Origin of the sequence: Embleya sp. NPDC059237 (genome assembly GCF_042754105.1) — a bacterium.
In the GTDB taxonomy this organism is placed as follows: domain Bacteria; phylum Actinomycetota; class Actinomycetes; order Streptomycetales; family Streptomycetaceae; genus Embleya.
Window position 1 is genome coordinate 178,576 of the sequence record NZ_JBHZAE010000010.1, and the last position, 16,603, is coordinate 195,178.

At 72.6% G+C, this 16,603-nt stretch carries 16 protein-coding genes; 8 read left to right on the forward strand and 8 right to left on the reverse strand.

What is annotated here, in order from left to right:
• Positions 1–63: 63 nt before the first annotated feature.
• Positions 64–1,680 (reverse strand): tetratricopeptide repeat protein, encoded by a 1,617-nt coding sequence (locus ACFXKZ_RS29280; RefSeq protein WP_380004058.1) that lies wholly within the window; start codon positions 1,678–1,680, stop codon positions 64–66.
• Complete coding sequence (locus ACFXKZ_RS29285) at positions 1,677–2,048, reverse strand: hypothetical protein (protein WP_380004059.1); 372 nt, start codon at positions 2,046–2,048, stop codon at positions 1,677–1,679. Before ACFXKZ_RS29285 ends, ACFXKZ_RS29280 begins: the two co-directional genes overlap by 4 nt.
• 171 nt (positions 2,049–2,219) lie before the next feature.
• Here ACFXKZ_RS29285 and ACFXKZ_RS29290 point away from each other — a divergent pair, with 171 nt between their 5' ends.
• The 3 genes from ACFXKZ_RS29290 (at position 2,220) to ACFXKZ_RS29300 (ending at position 5,292) form a co-directional block, all read left to right on the forward strand.
• A complete protein-coding gene (locus ACFXKZ_RS29290; protein ID WP_380004060.1) occupies positions 2,220–3,566 on the forward strand; it encodes a sensor domain-containing protein in 1,347 nt (448 codons plus the stop codon).
• Positions 3,567–3,628: 62 nt separating this feature from the next.
• Positions 3,629–4,276: a LuxR C-terminal-related transcriptional regulator gene (locus tag ACFXKZ_RS29295; protein ID WP_380004400.1), complete on the forward strand. Its 648-nt coding sequence runs from the start codon at positions 3,629–3,631 to the stop codon at positions 4,274–4,276.
• Positions 4,277–4,395: 119 nt separating this feature from the next.
• The gene (locus ACFXKZ_RS29300; protein ID WP_380004061.1) at positions 4,396–5,292 is read left to right on the forward strand and encodes a hypothetical protein; all 897 of its coding nucleotides are present in this window, start codon (positions 4,396–4,398) and stop codon (positions 5,290–5,292) included.
• 6 nt (positions 5,293–5,298) lie between these two features.
• On the opposite strand, the gene ACFXKZ_RS29305 is transcribed toward ACFXKZ_RS29300, so the two are convergent.
• Positions 5,299–5,595, reverse strand: a complete 297-nt coding sequence (locus ACFXKZ_RS29305) for a winged helix-turn-helix transcriptional regulator (protein ID WP_380004402.1) — start codon at positions 5,593–5,595, stop codon at positions 5,299–5,301.
• Between the two features lie 169 nt (positions 5,596–5,764).
• On the opposite strand from ACFXKZ_RS29305, the gene ACFXKZ_RS29310 reads away from it, so the two are divergent.
• A complete protein-coding gene (locus ACFXKZ_RS29310; RefSeq protein WP_380004063.1) occupies positions 5,765–6,316 on the forward strand; it encodes a carboxymuconolactone decarboxylase family protein in 552 nt (183 codons plus the stop codon).
• A gap of 29 nt (positions 6,317–6,345) precedes the next feature.
• Here the strand turns inward: ACFXKZ_RS29310 and ACFXKZ_RS29315 are convergent, their stop codons facing one another.
• The gene (locus tag ACFXKZ_RS29315) at positions 6,346–7,185 is read right to left on the reverse strand and encodes an alpha/beta fold hydrolase (protein WP_380004064.1); all 840 of its coding nucleotides are present in this window, start codon (positions 7,183–7,185) and stop codon (positions 6,346–6,348) included.
• A gap of 106 nt (positions 7,186–7,291) precedes the next feature.
• Here ACFXKZ_RS29315 and ACFXKZ_RS29320 point away from each other — a divergent pair, with 106 nt between their 5' ends.
• Complete coding sequence (locus ACFXKZ_RS29320; RefSeq protein WP_380004065.1) at positions 7,292–7,894, forward strand: TetR/AcrR family transcriptional regulator; 603 nt, start codon at positions 7,292–7,294, stop codon at positions 7,892–7,894.
• 88 nt (positions 7,895–7,982) lie between these two features.
• Here ACFXKZ_RS29320 and ACFXKZ_RS29325 read toward each other — a convergent pair whose 3' ends face one another.
• Together ACFXKZ_RS29325 and ACFXKZ_RS29330 are read right to left on the reverse strand one after the other, a co-directional pair.
• Positions 7,983–9,215 carry a hypothetical protein gene (locus tag ACFXKZ_RS29325; RefSeq protein ID WP_380004067.1) on the reverse strand — a complete coding sequence of 411 codons (1,233 nt, stop codon included), beginning with the start codon at positions 9,213–9,215 and terminating at the stop codon, positions 7,983–7,985.
• A 276-nt stretch (positions 9,216–9,491) separates the two neighbouring features.
• Positions 9,492–10,526 carry a WD40/YVTN/BNR-like repeat-containing protein gene (locus tag ACFXKZ_RS29330; protein ID WP_380004068.1) on the reverse strand — a complete coding sequence of 345 codons (1,035 nt, stop codon included), beginning with the start codon at positions 10,524–10,526 and terminating at the stop codon, positions 9,492–9,494.
• A 247-nt stretch (positions 10,527–10,773) separates the two neighbouring features.
• Between ACFXKZ_RS29330 and ACFXKZ_RS29335 the strand changes: the two genes are divergently transcribed.
• A complete protein-coding gene (locus tag ACFXKZ_RS29335) occupies positions 10,774–11,580 on the forward strand; it encodes an SDR family oxidoreductase (RefSeq protein ID WP_380004069.1) in 807 nt (268 codons plus the stop codon).
• A 36-nt stretch (positions 11,581–11,616) separates the two neighbouring features.
• Positions 11,617–12,501, forward strand: a complete 885-nt coding sequence (locus ACFXKZ_RS29340) for a helix-turn-helix transcriptional regulator (RefSeq protein ID WP_380004404.1) — start codon at positions 11,617–11,619, stop codon at positions 12,499–12,501.
• A 66-nt stretch (positions 12,502–12,567) separates the two neighbouring features.
• Here ACFXKZ_RS29340 and ACFXKZ_RS29345 read toward each other — a convergent pair whose 3' ends face one another.
• Positions 12,568–13,545, reverse strand: coding sequence for a DUF5937 family protein (locus tag ACFXKZ_RS29345; RefSeq protein ID WP_380004070.1), 978 nt, complete (start codon positions 13,543–13,545; stop codon positions 12,568–12,570).
• Positions 13,546–13,643: 98 nt separating this feature from the next.
• Here ACFXKZ_RS29345 and ACFXKZ_RS29350 point away from each other — a divergent pair, with 98 nt between their 5' ends.
• Positions 13,644–14,966 (forward strand): MFS transporter, encoded by a 1,323-nt coding sequence (locus ACFXKZ_RS29350; protein WP_380004071.1) that lies wholly within the window; start codon positions 13,644–13,646, stop codon positions 14,964–14,966.
• Between the two features lie 29 nt (positions 14,967–14,995).
• Here the strand turns inward: ACFXKZ_RS29350 and ACFXKZ_RS29355 are convergent, their stop codons facing one another.
• A complete protein-coding gene (locus tag ACFXKZ_RS29355) occupies positions 14,996–16,399 on the reverse strand; it encodes an esterase/lipase family protein (RefSeq protein WP_380004072.1) in 1,404 nt (467 codons plus the stop codon).
• Between the last annotated feature and the right edge of the window lie 204 nt (positions 16,400–16,603).

Sequence of the window (16,603 nt, forward strand, 5' to 3'; positions counted from 1 at the left end):
GATATGACCAATTTGGTGGTCCGGGGAGTTGTGCCGTCGTCTTCGACCCCGGGTTCGCAGCAGCTATGTGGACCGAGCGCGTTCAAGTTTGGCCCGCACCAGTCCCGACAACGGATGATCGGGGCCGAGCGTCCGTTCGCTTTCGGTCAGGGTGCGTTCGTACAACGGGATCGCCCGCCCCAGATCCCCCGCCAATTCGTATGCCCCAGCGAGGTTGTTGCGGGAGGCGAGTGTGTCGGGTTGCTCGGCGCCCGACACCCGCTCGCGGGCGGTCAGGGCGCGTTGGGAGCCGTGGATGGCGGGGGCGAGTGCGCCTTGTCCCAGTCGGTAGCCGGCGGCGCGGTCGAGGGCGCGGGCGGTGTGGGTGGTGTCGTGCTCGGGGGTGTGGTGGTGGGTGAGGGCGTCGGTGTGGGGGAGGAGGGCCCGGCAGGTGGGCCAGTTCGCGGGGTGTTCGACGTCACCGGGCCAGGCGGCGGCGAGGAGTTCGGCGGCACGGTCGCGGGCGCGTGCGATGTCGTCGGGTCGGCGGAGGGGGTCGTCGGGGTCGGGGGTGCGGGCGTGGGTCTGGACGAGGCGGTGGACGGACAGGGTGCCGTCCCGGTTGTCGGTGATCATGCTGTAGGCGGCGAGCCGGCCGATCGCGGCGGTGAGTCGGGGCGGCGCGGCGAGGGTGTCGAGGAGGGCGCGGGGGAGGTTGTCGGGGGCGTACCAGGCCAGGATTCGTAGCAGTTCTCCGGCGAGGGGTGTGTCGGTCAGGCGGTCGAGGGTCAGGTGCCAGATCCTTGCGATGGTGCGTTCGGAGTCGCCGCCCGCGGTGGTGGCGGCGAACATCTCGGCGGGCCAGGCGGCGAGCATGTCTAGGTAGGCGCGTGGGCCGGTGCCGGTTTCGGCGCAGTACGCGGCGGCTTGTTCCACGGCCAGCGCCAGGTGTCCGAGTTCCGCGCAGACCGCGTCGGCGCCGGCGCTCTCGCGTGGTCCCTGGTGGGTGAGGATGCGGGTGAACAGGGCGAGGGCGTCGTCCGGTTCGAGGACGTCCAGGCGGATGGTGGTGGCGTGGTGGTGCCAGCCGGTCGCGCGGCGGGTGGTGATCAGGATCCGGCCCCGTGCGGCGACGCGGTCGAGCAGCGGTTCGATGTGGGTGGGGTCCTCGACGTTGTCCAGGACGAGCAGCCAGTCGTCGTGGCCGGCCAGCCACGCGAGGGCGCGTTGGGTCTGCAACTCGGCGGGCAGCGTGCCCAGTCCGGGGTGCAGGGCCCGCGCGAGCGCGGCCAGTCCCGCGTCGACTTTGGTCGTGTCGTCGGCGGTGATCCACCATCGCACCTGCTCGTCCCGGGTCGCGGCCCAGTGGGCGGCGAGCGCGGACTTGCCGACCCCGCCCAGCCCGTGCACCGCGTGCACGACGACCTCACCGGTCCGGGTGAACGCCGTCTCCAGCGCGTCGAGTTCGCCGGTGCGGCCGACGAACAGCACGGTGCGGGGAGTGTTCGACACCCCCGGGAGGGCGGCGTCTTCGGGGATCGGCGCATACGCCTGTGGGGGCAGCGCGTACTCGGCGTGGATCGCCACCGGGTTGACCAGGTCGCGCCCGGCCGCGTTGGACCCCGCCGTCGCCGAGACGCCCGGCGTCGCGGTGGGAGTGTCGGTTCCGGAGGGCCGCTTGCGGCGGCGCCACCATGTCACGGGCCGCGGTGCGCGCTCGGATCGTTCATGTCCCGGCCCGCCGCGTTCGACCCGTTCGACGCGGACACCCCCGGCCCCGGAGCCGGAGGCGGTCCGGAGCCCGCCCCGGTGTCACGGGCGGTGGGGTTGTGCATGTCCCGGCCCGCCGCGTTCGACCCCCCGTCCGCATGGACCGTCGTCGACCCGGAGTCCAGCAACGCCGCCACCGCCACCCAGGTCGACGCGGCACCCGCCACCGCCCCCACCACGCTGCCCGCCGCGGCCGCCGTGTCGAGATCGGCGACCACCACCAACACGACCAGCCCCACCGCCGCCGCCACACCGACGACCGCCAGGACCACCAGACACGCCTTTCGCCAACCCGTCATGACCCCATGATCGGGCCACAGGCATGATCAAGTCCCGGCAACGACGACACGATCGCGACCGAGTGAGGACGGCGAGACGGGCGATGAACAGGCACCGAGGCCGGTCTCTGCATCGCTGCCATCCCGCATGAACCCCGAAGGATCGGCGCGGCGCTGCATTAGCTTTGGGGCATGACCAAATCGCTCTCCGCCGTTGTCCGGGGTCGATCGTGGCCGGGCGTCGGGGCGCTTTCGCGGGTGGGGCGGCGCACGTTTGTGCAGTCGGTGTACCTGTTGACCGCGCCGGTGTTCGCCGCCGTTGGAGTGGTCGCGGTGCTGGGCGGGGTGTTCTTCGCGGCGCTCGGGCTGGTGCTGCCCGGTGGCGCGCCGCTTGTGGCTCGTGCGCTCGCGCCCGCGCGGTGGTGTGCCGATCTGGAGCGGTGGCGGATCGCCAAGGTGCGGGCCGTCGGCGCCGGGGTCGCGCGTGCCGAGCCGGCGGCGAGCCCGTCCGGCGCCGGCGCCGGGCCCAGTGCCGGCCCCGGGCCGTGGCTTGATGCCGCCCATGCCGTGGTGCTGTTCCCGGTCACCCTGGTCACGGCGCTGGTGACCGCGCTGTGGTGGTTCGTCGGGGTGGCCTGTGTCACCTGTGCGCTGCGCTACGAGTACGCGGCGTCCGAGCCGCTGCGGCCGTTGTCCCTGAACGCCGGCGGCGAGCAATCGCACGTCACCGTGAGCCTCGGTTTGCTCTCGCCGGTCGATCGGGTCGCCTTCGGGACCACGGTCGGCCTGCTGCTCCTGTGCACCCTGCCGCTGGTCACCCGCGCCTTCACCACCGCCCAGACCGGCCTGGGTCAGGCGCTGCTCTCCGACGCCTCCGCACTGCACCGCCGCATCCGCGGCCTCGAACAGGAACGCGACACCGCCCGCGCACAGACCGTCGCCGCCGTCACGGCCGAGGCGAGCGCGCTGCGCCGGCTCGAACGGGACATTCACGACGGCCCGCAGCAGCGCTTGGTCCGCCTGGCCATGGAACTGGGCCGGGCCGAGCACCATCTCGACCGCAGGCCGGAGACCGCCCGCGCGGCCCTCGCCGACGCGATGGCCCACGCCCAGGAGGCGCTGGACGAGCTGCGCGCCCTCTCGCGCGGCATCGCCCCGCCGATCCTGGTCGACCGCGGCCTGCCCGACGCGCTCGCCGCCTTGGCCGCGCTGTCCACGGTCCCGGCCGACCTGGACATCGTGGCGCCGCACCGGCGACTCGACGCCGGTGTCGAGACGGCCGCGTATTTCGTCGTGGCCGAGGCCCTGACCAACGTGGCCAAACACAGCCATGCACACCGGTGCGTACTCGGACTACGGCACGACGGGGGCGACTTGACCGTGTGGGTGACCGACGACGGCATCGGCGGCGCGGCCCTGGCCAAGGGACACGGACTGCGCGGCCTGGCGGAGCGGTTGCTCGCCGTCGGCGGGCGGTTGCGGGTGGACAGCCCGGCCGGCGGCCCGACGACGATCACCGCCGTACTGCCATGCGACTGACCCCGGACACGGCGCCGGGCCAGGCGTCGGACCAGGCGCCGGACCGTGCCGAGCGCCGCCCGCTGCGGATCGTGGTGGCCGACGACTCGGTACTGCTGCGCGAGGGCCTGGTCCGCCTGCTCGTCGAGGACGGTCACCGGGTGGTGGCCGCGGTCGGCGACGGGCCCGCCCTGGTCGCGGCGGTGCTCGAACACCGACCGGACGTGTCGATCGTCGACGTACGGATGCCACCGACGCACACCGACGAGGGCCTGCGCGCGGCGATCAGCGCCCGCTCGTACGTGCCCGGCGCACCGATGCTGATGCTCAGTCAGTACGTGGAGGCGTCCTACGCGGGCGACCTGCTCGCGGACGGTTCGGGTTCGGTCGGCTACCTCCTCAAGGACCGGGTGGCCAGGGTCGAGGAATTCCTCGACGCGCTGGACCGGGTCGCGCACGGCGCCACGGTGCTCGATCCGCAGGTCGTCGCCCAACTGCTGGCCGCGCGTAGGCGGGACGGCGGCGTGAGCGCGCTGACCGCCCGCGAACGCGAGATCCTGGCGCTGATGGCCGAAGGCTGCTCGAACACGGCGCTCGCCCGGCGGCTGGTGATCTCCGCCAGCGCGGTGGAGAAGCACATCGGCAACATCTTCGCCAAACTCGGCCTGCCGGCCGACGACGACGCCCGCCATCGCCGGGTGCTCGCCGTACTCACGTATCTCAAGGGCTGAGTCCGGGGCGACGCCTCGACCGCCGCGCCCGATTCGTCCCGGGGGTGTGGCCTGCCCTACTCCCGGGTGTCCGGCCTGCTCCGGTGACCGCGCGGCGCCGCTGCGGAAGCGTGGTCGGCATGACAGCAACGCCTCACCTCCCGGGCCGGCGGCGGCAGCGTCCCGCGGTCCCGTCGCGATTCGCGGGCATCCCCGCGCGCCCGCTCGCCCTCCTCGTCGGCGCCGTAGTGGCCCTGATCGCCGCCCTGTTCGTCGTCCCGCCCCTCCTGGCCGAGCACATCGCCGGCGACGGCTCCGTCGATCAGGACAACCTCGCCGCGTCCTTTCGCACGGCGTTCGTCGAATACTGGCGCGCCGGTCGGCGGGACTTCACCCCGGGCATGGACCGAGCGGTCGACTACTGGTTCCGATTCCACGTCGTCAAGGCGGTGATCGCCGCGATCCTGTTGGTCGTGGTCGTCGCGCTCGGCATGCTCGTGTGGCGGGCGTTCCTGCGGGCACGCGATCTCGGTACGGGACGCCGGGCCGGCCTCGTGTCGGCGGGCGTGTTCGTCACGATGCTCGGGGCGGGCGCGTTGGCGACGGTGATGGCCAACATCCAGGGTGCGGTGGCGCCGTTCTCGTCGCTGTTGACGCTGCTGCCGAGCGGCGCGGCCGAGGGCGAAACGGGCGACACACTCCGTCAGGTGCGAGAAGCGCTGGACGCCGCCTCGGGCAAGGGCGAGCGCACCCCACCCGCCCTCGACCTGATGATCGACGACTTCGCCCGCTACCACGCGGCGCTGGCCGTGGTGGCCGGGCTCGTGGCGGTCGTGCTGATCGGGCTCGCCGTGGTGGTGTGGCGGCGGTTCGCCGCGACCGAGGCCGCCGATCGGCGCACCCGGCGCCTGCTGGGGTGGTTCGGGGTGCTCGCGGTGGCGTCGGTGCTGGTCGTGCTCGTGGTGGTGATGGCGAACGTGGGCACCACGGCCGACCCGAAGCCGGCGCTCGCGGCCTTCTTCGAGGGCGGGTGGTGATGCGCGTCAGTCCTTGTCCCTGTCTTTGTCCTTGTCCAGTTCGCTCGCCCACTCCGTCGACCACTCCAGCAGCGGGTCCAGGGCGGTGACGAGTCGGGTGCCGGTGGCGGTGAGGGTGTAGCGGCCGGCCGGGTCCTGGGCGGCGATCCGGGCCTCCACCAATTCGCGCAGGCGGTTGTTGAGCACGCTGGAGGACATGTCGTCGCACCGGCGTTGCAGGGCGCGGAAACCGGCCGGTTCCCGGCTCAACTCCCAGATCAGGCGCAGGATCCAGCGCCGGCCGAGCAGGTCGAGCGCGGCCATCGGAGCCCGGCCCGTGGTCGACCCGCGTACCGGGCTTCCGGGACGTGGGATGCCCGCCTCGTCGTGCCGGTCCACGGCCGCCTCCTTGCGCTTCGCTTTCGAAAGCAGCATAGTGCTTTCGAAAGCGAAGCACCAGAGCGGCCGTCCCGGCCGATAAAGGAGCACGCCCATGTCGCGGATCACGCCGTTGTCCCCGCCCTACGCCCCCGAGACCGAAGCGTCCCTGGCTCGCTGGATGGGCGCCGCCGGAGACCGTGAACCCCTCGCCCTGTTCCGGGTTCTGGAGCATCACCCCGACCTGGCCTCGCGGATGCGGGTGCTCGGTTCGGGGCTGCTCGGGCACGGTACGTTGCCCGCCGTCGAGCGGGAGACCGTGGTGCAGCGGGTGTGCGCCCGGGCCGGCTGTTCGTACGAATGGGGCGTGCACGCCGAGGTGTTCGCGGAGCGGGTCGGCCTGACTTCGCGTCAGCTCCGGGCCACCGTCGTCGACGACGAGGCGGCCTGGACACCGCGCCAGGCGATCCTGGTGCGCGTGGTCGACGAGTTGCACGACGGTGCCGACCTCACCGACGGCACCTGGGCCGAACTCCGGGCCCGGTTCGAGGATCGGCAGATCGTGGAGGTGCTGGTCCTGGCCGGCTGGTACCGCACGATCGCCTATGTGGCCAACGCGCTGCGGCTGCCGGACGAGGAGTGGGCCGCGCCGTTCCCGGAGGCGTGAAAGCGTCCGGAACCCGAAGCCGCCGCCCGCTATCGAGCCTCGTCGCCCTCGACGTTGCCCAGGAAGCCGACGATCGCCGCCAGCCACTGCGCCGGACGCTCCGCGAACGGCAGGTGGCCCGAGTCGAGTTCGACCACGCGGACGTTGCGCAGGCCGGCCGCGACGGCGCGGTGATGGTTCGGCTCGACGAGGCGGTCGCCGGTGGTGGACACCACCAGCGTCGGGACCTCGATGGTGGCCAGGTCGGCGCGCACGTCGACACGCTCGACCAGTTCGGTGTGCTCGGGCGTCCCGAGCGGTGGGGTGTCCGCCGTCATCCGCAGTACGCCCGCCAAGTCCTCGGGGGAGAGCGTGTCGAGGGCGGCCGGGCCGAGCGCGAACGGGGTCAGGAAGGCGGCGAACGTGGCCCGGTCGCCCGACTCGTACAGCCCGCGCCAGACCCGCGCGGCCAACCGGAGGCGGGCGTCGGCGTGCGCGAAGGCCGAGGTCAGGATCAGCGAGGTGACCCGCTCGGGGTGCCGGGTCGCGGCCCGGACGGCGACCGCGCCGCCGAGCGAGTAGCCGGACACCGCGAAGGTCTCCAGGCCCTCGGCGACACCGGCGGCGACCAGCTGGTCGGCGAGTTCGTCCAGGTCGAGCGGCCCGGTCGAGCGCGGCGTCTCGCCCGAGCCGGGGAAGTCGACGCCGACCACGCGATGTTCGGCCGCGAGCCCGTCCAGGATCGGCCCGTAGTTGGCGGCCACACCGCCACCGGCGCCGTGTGCGAGCAGCAGGCCGGGGCCCGAGCCCCGCACGGTACGGGCGTAGGTCGGCACGGGCAGGGCGGCGGCGCGAGCCGTGGTGGTGGTGCCGGCGGTGGCGATGGACATGAAAGCTCCCCGGAGAAGATGCGCGAACGAGTTTCGTAGCGATCGCTACAGATCTCACCGTAGCAGAGATTCCCCCTTCCATAGCGAGCGCTATAGAATGGTCCGCATGTCCGGTACCCAAGGCCGTCCGCGTGGCTTCGACCGCGAAGCCGCGCTGGATCGCGCGGTCATCGAGTTCTGGCAGCACGGCTACGAGGCGACCTCGGTGTCCGGGCTGACCACCGCGATGGGCATCAAGCCGCCCAGCCTGTACGCGGCCTTCGGCGACAAGCGCACCCTGTTCAGCGAGGCGATCCAGCGCTACGGCGTCACCTACGGCGCGGTCGCCGGCCGGGTGCTCGACGCCGAGCCGGACGCCCGCCGGGGGATGGAGCGCATGTTGTACGCGCTGGCCGAGGCCTACACCGAGCCCGGCCACCCGCCCGGCTGCATGGTGATCACGGCGGCGGTGAACTGCACCGCGGCGGCCGAGGAGGTCAAGGCCGAACTACGCGCGCTGCGCGAGGCGTCCAAGGCGGCGTTCCGCCGCAGGATCGCCGCCGACGTGGCGGCCGGCCGTCTGCCCGCCGACACCGACCCGGACGACCTCGCCACCTACTACGCGGCCGTCGTCCAGGGCATGTCCACCCAGGCCGTCGACGGCGTCCCCCGCGAAAGACTGGAACGGGTCGCGGAACTGGCGATGCGAAGCTGGCCCGACCGGGGGTAGGCAGGCACCGAGCCCCCGACGACAGGCGTTGCGTCGTCGGGGGCTCGGCTGTCGTATGACGGTTCGCGTCACGGTGCGAGGTCGATGGTCAGTTGATCGGTACGGGTCCTCGCCAACCGCCGGTGTCCTCGACCCAGGAGACGTTCAGCTTGCCGTCGTTGCCGAGGAACGCCGCGGTGAGGATGGTGTTGTCCTGTTTGGCCACCGCGACGCGGGCGCCGTTCGGGGCCAGGACGCCACCGACCTGGACGGGCGAGTGCCAGGCGGCCCCGTCCACGACCCAGGCGACGGTGAAGACACCCCATCGGTCGACGGCGACCGAGACCAGGATGTCACCGGTCTGCTTGGACATCGCGACTCCGGCGCCGGGCGCGGCGCCCCACCCGCCGATGTCGACGGGCCCGTTCCAGCGGCCACCGTTGTTGATCCACGCCACCCAGGTCGATCCGTACCCGGGGATCGAGGCCGTCAACGTGTTGTCGTTCTGCTGCGCGAGGGCCACGCCCCCGCCCGGGACGGTCACCGGGTTGCCGACCCCGAACGGCGAGGTCCACGCCGCACCGAAGTACGACTGGAAGGCGATGTCGAGCCTTCCGGAGGTGTCGATGATCCCGGCGTACATCGAGTTGCCGAAGCGGGCCAGCGCGACCGGGGAACCCGAGACGCCGACCGAGCCGCTGATCGCGGTCGGGTAGGTCCACCAGTCGTTGCCCACGGCCGTGGAGATGCGGAGCGCGCCTTGGGTGTCGACGAAGGCGGCGGTCAGTTCGCGGTCGAAGTGCTGGGCCAGGGCGACGGATCCGCCCGGCTTGGCGATCGGGTCGCTGATGGGCTGGGGTGCGCTCCAGGGTTTGCCGTTCTCGAGCCAGGCCACGTTCAGCCTGCCCCACTTGTCGATGAACGCGGCGGTGAACTTGCCGGCGTTTTGCCTCGACAGGGCGACCCCGCCACCTGGTACGCCCACCGTGTCGCTGATCCTGACGGGTGCGTTCCAGGCGCCGTTGTTCACCTCCCACGCGACGTTGAGGGCGCCGTCGGTGTCGATGAACACGGCGGTGAGGACGTTGTCCGCCTGCTTCGCGAGGGCGACCCCGCCGCCCGGTACACCCAGGGCCGCGGCGGCCTTGGTGGTCGCCGCCGAGTTCGGGCCGGCGGGAACCGCGACGGTGACGGGATCGGCCGAGGTCGCGGCCGACGCCGCCACGGCCGGCTGGAACCCGGCGATCAACCCGACGGCGACCGCCAGGCCCGCCAGGCGGGGTAACGTGCACGCGCTACGCCGCGAGGCGGTCGCGTCACGGCGAAACGATGGAAATCTCACGGGAGTTCCTTTCGCTTTCGGATGCCTTGCTCGCGGTGCGTATGTGGTTCGGCACGCACCGCGAGCAGTTCCGAGCGTGACACGGCCGGGGAAGGTCCGGACAGCGTCGGATCCACTGAGTGAACCGCCGGCCAATGTTGCGAGCGAACCACCGAGGAGGAGTACGCCCGACCCGGACCGGGCGTGGTACGCCGACCCCGGCGGGCACGGCGTCGAACGCCGGTGCGTCCCACCTGCCCGGCGGTCCCGACATGCTCGTGCCGCACGGGACGGTGGTCAGTAGTAGCGGCGGTGCCATTGCCCGGTGGCGAGGTCGAGTTCGGAGTACGCGGCCTCTCCCGGTGTCTCCGTCACGTAGACGCGGCCCTCGCCCTCGGCGATCGACCAGGCGGCGATGTCGTCGCGCAGCGTCTTCGGGCCCTGGGCGGTCAGTTCCACCACGCCGCCCTTCCCCGCGGCACAGAACAACCGTCCCTCGACGAACGCCGCGCCGAGGGCGGCGACCCGGTCGCGTGCGGCCACCGTGAAGCCGCGTCGCGCGGATCCGCGGAGTATGCGCCCGCCGCGCGATCTGCCGGTGACGTACACGTCGCCGCCGGCGTCGAAGGCGATGCCCGTAAGCAGGTCGGTCGTGTCGGGGCCGTCCGGATCGGCGATCCGCGTCCAAGCGGTGCCGTCGAAGTGCAGCAGGGTGCCGTTGTGGCCGGCGGCGTAGACGTCGTTCGCCGCGCGACCGCGGACGGCGCCGATCGGTGCGCCGATCCCGGAGTGGAACTGCGACCAGTCGGCGCCGTTCCAGTGGTAGAGCACGCCGCCGAAGGTGGCGATGTGGACATCGTCGTCCGAAGTCCCCCACACGGCCGCGGGGTTCGGCCGACCGTCGTTGTGCGCCTGCGCGGGCAGCGCGGTGTGGCGCCAGGTCACCCCGCCTTCGGGCGCATCGAACTCCAGGTCCGGCGGCATGGTGTCCGTCCAGGCAACGGGTGCGCTCGTCCAGACCAGACCGGTGCTGCTCGTCGCCCACACATGCCCCTGCGGCGAGCACCACAGTTCGCGGAGCGTGTCGTTGGTCGCCAGGATGTTCGCGGCCGGCTCGTCGCTGCCGACGGGGCGCCGGAAGACGTACCCCGCGGCATTGCCCGAATCGCCGGGGGCGTACGTGATCAACAGGAAGTGCACCACGCCGCCGCCCTCGTGGACGACGACGATGTCCTCGACGAACTCGCGCGACGCCTCCTCCGAGGGCCGGTGCGACCCCTCGCCCGAACTTCCGCCTTCCACCACCACGGCGGCGTCCCCCGGCTCGTGCATCGCAGCGCTTCCTCCGACTCGGTCTCGACCCGTGGCTCCGCGAACCACCGGCAAGGGGGGCTCTCACGGTACCTGTGTCATCAGGATCTCCCAGACGTCCCGAACGCCTGTCAGCCTGGTCGAGTCGAAAGCGCCGACAACACTCCATGGGTACGCACTGCGGGTTTGCCCCCGACAGTTCGATTCGGGTGCCCCCGATGCGCGATCGCGTCGGCGCATTTTTCCACGACGGAATGGACGGAGACCAATGGCGGACAACCGATTCACCACTCATCGAGAACTTTTCGATCTGAGTGGGAAGTACGCTCTCGTCACGGGCGGTACCAAGGGCATCGGGATGATGATCGCGCGCGGCCTTCTCCAGGCGGGCGCCCGCGTCGTCATCAGCTCACGCAAGGCGGACGCGTGCGCGGAGGCACAACATCTCCTGTCCGAATTCGGCGACGTTCGAGCAATTCCCGCCGACCTGTCCAGGCGCGACGAGTGTCAGCGCCTTGCCGACCTTGTCATGGCCGACTCGGAATGCCTGGACATTCTTGTCAACAACGCGGGAGCGATGTGGCGCGAGCCACTGGCGACATTCCCGGACGAGGGCTGGGACGCGGTGATCGACCTCAACCTCAAGGCGCCGTTCCGGCTGGTGCAGGCGCTGCTCCCCGCTCTTCGCAGGGCGGCCACCGCCGATGATCCCGCGCGGATCATCAACATCGGCAGTATCGCCGCCATCCACGTCGCCCAGGCGCCCAACTACTCGTACGCCGGCAGCAAAGCGGCACTGCATCAACTCACCAGAGTGCTCGCCAGGGAACTGGGCCCACAGCACGTCACGGTGAACGCGGTGGCACCGGGAGTGTTCCCGTCGCGGATGATGGCGTCCACGCTCGATGCCATCGGCGACACGATCGCGGCGGCGACCCCTCTGCGCCGGATCGGTCGCGACGACGACATGGCGGGTATCGCCGTGTTTCTCGCCGGCCGGGCCGGGTCCTACCTCACGGGCGCCGTCATCCCGGTGGACGGCGGCGTCGCGACGACCGCGTCCGGTACCCCTTAGGCGGCGGGAGGGGCTTACGGTGAGGGGATGGCCACGATGGATCCACGCACCGATATCCGGGAGTTTCTCAGCTCGCGTCGCGCGCGCATCGCGCCCGAGCAGGCGGGCCTGCCCGCCTACGGCGGCAATCGTCGGGTCAAGGGTCTGCGTCGCGAGGAGGTGGCGCTGCTGGCAGGGGTATCGGTCGACTACTACGTGCGCATGGAGCGTGGCGGCCTCGCCGGTGTCTCCGATGGTGTGCTCGACGCGTTGGCCTGCGCCCTGCAACTCGACGAGGCCGAGCGCGACCACCTGTTCCACCTCGCGCGCCGATCCGGGGCGCCCGGCGGCCCACGCCGGCGCGGGCCTGCCGCGACGGTGCGCTCGACACTGCACCAGGTGCTCGACGCGATCTCCGCCGCGCCGGCCTGGATCGGCAACGGAAATTTCGACGTACTCGCCATGAATCCACTCGCTCGCGCACTGTATTCACCGATGCCGGCCGACCCGCGACGGCCCGCCAATACGGCGCGGTTCGTGTATCTGCACCCCGAGGCGGCCAAGGATTTCTTCGTCGACTACGACCACATCGCCGATGTCGTGGCCGCGAAGCTGCGCATGGAAGCCGGCCGCAATCCGCACGACGGGAAACTGATCGCCCTGGTCGGCGAACTGTCGACGCGCAGCGAGCTGTTTCGGCAGCGGTGGGCATCCCAGGACGTGCGGCTGCACCGGTCCGGACGCAAGCGGGTGCGCCATCCGATCGTGGGCCGGCTCGACCTGGACGTCGAGTCCCTGGAACTGCCCGCCGAACCCGGCCTGCACCTCAACGTCTACACCGCACCCGCGGGCACACCGACCGCCGACAATCTGGCGCTCCTGGCGTCGTGGGCGGCCCCCCGGCAGACACCGGCGACCGCACTCGAAGCACACGACGGATAGTCCACATCGGCAGGACATGCACCACGCCGCCCTCGTGGACGACGAGGATCGCTTCATCGGACGGCCCTACCCCGAGCCGGCCGCCGCCAGCAGTGTCTCCGCCGCCCGGGTGCGGGCGTACAGCACCACGCGGCCGGCTCGATGGGCGCCGACCAGGCCCGCCGCACGCAGCGCGGACAGGTGTTGTGAGACGCCGCCCGGGGTCAGGCCGGTACGCCGGGCCAGGTCCGTGGTCGAGGCCGGCGTGGTGAGTTCGGCCACCAGCGTGGCGCGGGAGCGGCCCAGTACGCCGGCGAGCGCGTCGGGCACGGCCGTGGGTGCCGGCGCGGCCGACCACAGGGTGCCGATGCCGCGCGGCGGATAGCGCAGCGTGGGCTGCCAGTGCCCGTCCAACACGGAGAACACGCGCGGCCACACGAACGCCGACGGCACGAGCAGCAGCCCCCGGCCGCCGAGCGTGCGTCGATCGCGACAGAACCGGGTCTGCACCTGGAGCGTGCCCGCGTCCCAGGCGACCTGCGGGTCCAGGTCGTTGAACAGGCCGCGCGCGCCGCCCTCGACGAGTCGGCCGGCCCGGAAGAGGATGTCGCCCTCCAGGAAGGCGAGGATGCGCGGCCAGTACGGCGCGAGCGCCACATCCCAGTACGCCTGGATGGTCTCCGCGAGCCGGGCCAACTCACGATCGGGGTCGGCGCGGATCTCGGCCACGCGTTCCGGTGTGATCGCCGAGGGCGTGCGCAGCAGTTCCGGGGGCGTCGCGCGCAGCGCCGCCAGTTCGACTTCCAGCGAGGTCAGCGGGGTGGTCGGCGGCGGGGCCAGGAAACACGCGAGCGCCAGGGTCGGTACCGGGATCAGGTCGGTGAGCGGGGTCAGGTCCACCTTCGCGGCGGCCAACCGGTCGCGCACCTGCTCGGTCCAGACCCGGTGGATGCCCTGTTCGTCGGCGCCCTTGAGGACGCGTACGCTCGCCACGACCTCCCACAGCGGGGAGATCGCGAAGCGGGTGCGGGCCACGTCCTCCGGGCTGAACTCGATCTCGATCACCCGGTTCAGGCTACCCGCGCCCGCCAGGGGCGCGGCCCAGGATTCAGCCTCTGCTAAATCATTGCGGTGTCGACGGGGGAGCCAGGCAGGCTCCCGGCATGAGCCACGCGCACTCCCCCTGGCGGATCGCCGACTTCCGCACGCTGTTCACCGCGGCGGCGCTCAGCGAACTGGGCACCAACATCGGCTACGTCGCCATCCCGCTGATCGCCGTCGAGGCCCTGGACGCGAGCCCCGGCCAGGTCGGCGCATTGGCCGCGCTCGGCACGGTGGCGTTCCTGCTGATCGGCCTGCCCGCCGGCGCCTGGGTGGACCGCATGCGGCGGCGCCGGGTGATGATGGTCGCCGACCTGGTCCGCGCCGCGCTGATCGGCTCGATCCCACTCGCCTGGTGGCTGGACGTACTGACCCTGCCCCAGCTGTACGCGGTGGTCCTGCTCAACGGGTGCGCGACGGTCTTCTTCGACGTCGGCTCGCAGAGCTTCGTCCCGCACCTGGTCGGCCGCGAGGCGCTGGTGCCGGCCAATGCCGCCATCGTCAGCCTGATGGCCACCGCCAATATCGCCGGGCGCGGCGCGGGCGGCCTCCTGGTGCAGGCGGTCGCGGCGCCGTTCGCGGTGGTGTCCACCGTCGTCGGCTACCTCGCGTCCGGCCTGGGGCTGGCCCGGATCCGGACCGACGGCGCCCCGGCCGCCGGCGCCGGCCCCGCCCGCCGGTTGCGCGACGAGATCGGCGAGGGGCTGCGGCACGTGTGGCGCGGTCGGGAACTGCGCGCGCTGATGTGCACGGCGGCGTTGACCAACTTCGGCTCCCAACTGGTCACCGTGCTGCTCCCGGTGGTCTTCGTCCGCGAACTCGACCTCCCCTCCGGTGCGTTGGGGTTGTTCCTGGCGATCGGCGGGGTGGGCGTCCTGATCGGCGCGCGGTCCGCCCGGCCGATCTCGCACCGGTTCGGCTACGGCCGCACGATGGGTATGGCCGGCCTGTGCCTGGCGCCGGCCGCGCTGGTGATCCCCCTGCTCGATCGTGGGCCGTGGCTGGTGGTCGCGGGCGTCGGATGGTTCCTGTGCACGGCCCGGATGGGCGTGGACAACGTGCTCGGGGTGAGTCTGCGGCAGCGGCTGACCCCCGACGCGCTGCTCGGCCGGATGAATGCCACCTTCCGCTGCCTGCTCACCGGAGCGGTGGCGATCGGGGCGGTGGCGGCGGCACTGATCGGCGAGTTCGCGGGGGCGCACGCGGCGATGTGGGTCGGCGGTGTGTGCATGGCGCTGGCCTTCCTGCCGGTGTTCTGCTCGCCGATCCGCGCGCTGCGCACGCTCCCGGAGGGGCCGGCGGTGGTGGTCGCCGCCGAAGAGTCGCCGCTTCCGCGCGACGCCGCCGAGGCTCCGGTGCGGGCCGGGCAGACTTCGCGGGACTGACGGGTCGCGCCGTCGAGGCGCCCTCGTGCCTACTCCGGGTCGGTCGGGTCGAAGGCGGCGCTGGGGTCGGTGGCGAGGACGAGTCGGCTGACCGGGGCCTGCTCGCCCGTCCTGGCCAGCACCCGGAACAGGCCCTCCACGGGCAGGATCTGGCGGATCGTCACCCGGCCGTCGCGGGCCACCGGCAGGGCCCGGGGCAGCGCGACGCCGGTGGCCACGTCGACCACGCGGACGCCGATCGCCGTCGGGTCGGCGACCCCGTCCAGGACGATGTCGAGGGTGCGGCCGGCCGCCACCGAGTCCGCTACGTCCAGGGTCAACGGGACGACGTCCCCGGCGCGTTCGGGCGCGGGGTCCTCCTGGCGCAGGACCGCGCATACGTACCCGATCGCCTCGCGGGAGCGGGCCAGCGCGCCGTGCGTCTGGACCACGGCGAACGGTTTGAGCGCGGCCGGCGCCGCCACTCGGCGGCACACCGTGTCGTCGCCGCGCCGGTCGGCCCGCACGATCCCGCCGTCTCCGTCGCTCGCGCAGGTCACGAAGCGCGGCCGGACCACCCCGTCGCGGATCACCAGGGACTGTACGGTCGGCTGCTCGACGCCGACCACCGGCCACAGCGTGTCCCAGGACCCGGTGCCGAGCAGGCGTTCGCGCCGGGCCAAGGCGTCCTCGGCCAGGCGCTCGTCGCCGCCGACCGCCGCGACGTCGGCGGCGGTCGGCCGCCGGACCGCGGACCCCTCGTCCAGGCAGCGGTACGACGGCAGCAGGTCGTACAGCCCGGGCGCGGTCGCCGCGAATCGGCGCAGCCGAGCCTCGGGCAACTGCGCCGCGGACGGCCGTGAGGCGGACCGGCTCCCGGGGTCGGCGGGCGCGCCGCCGAGCACGTGCAGCGCCTTCGCCGCGCCCAGGAACGGGGTACCCAGCGTGACCAGCGCGCGCAACTCGGCGGCGTCGCCCAGTACTTCGGTGAAGTAGCGGGCGACCAGGCCGCCTGTCGAGTGGGCCACGAGCACCAGACGCGCGTCCCTGCCGCCCAGCGGGTGGCGGCGCCAGCGGCGCAGGTGTTCGTACGCGGCGATCGCCAACAGACCGGCGTTGTAGTCGACGGGCAGGCGCCAGTCGTACGGGAATTCGTGCACCGCGGCCGGATCGGCGGCGGCTCGGCGCAGCGCCAGGACCAGTTCGGTGTACGGCTCGAAGCCGCACAGCAGCGGAGCCCACGCGGGGGTGTGCAGCAGCCGGGTGGCGCGGATCCGCCCCACGCGCCCGGAGCGTTCCGCGTCGGTGACGGCCAGTGTGTCCAGTGCGCCGCCGGTGGTCCAGGCCCCGGCGTACCAACTCGCGTCGGTGGGCCCCCACAGGGTTCGCCCGGTGGACACCTCCACCAGTTCGCTGCCCATCATCCCCGGCAGCACGATCACCGCGTCGTTCATCGTCGCCCCCAACCCCCGGCCGAAGCCGTCCCGTGCACGTACGGAACGGGCCGTCGGGCCCCTTCGTCGCGCACCTCGCGGTCCCGCGCTCCCACCGACCGCGGGCCCCGCCCCCGCCGCCGCGACGCACGCGGCCGCCTTCCCCCGGCGGCCGGTACGCGCCCCACCCGCCCCGGCGCCGCCCATCCATCCTGGCCGGCGAAA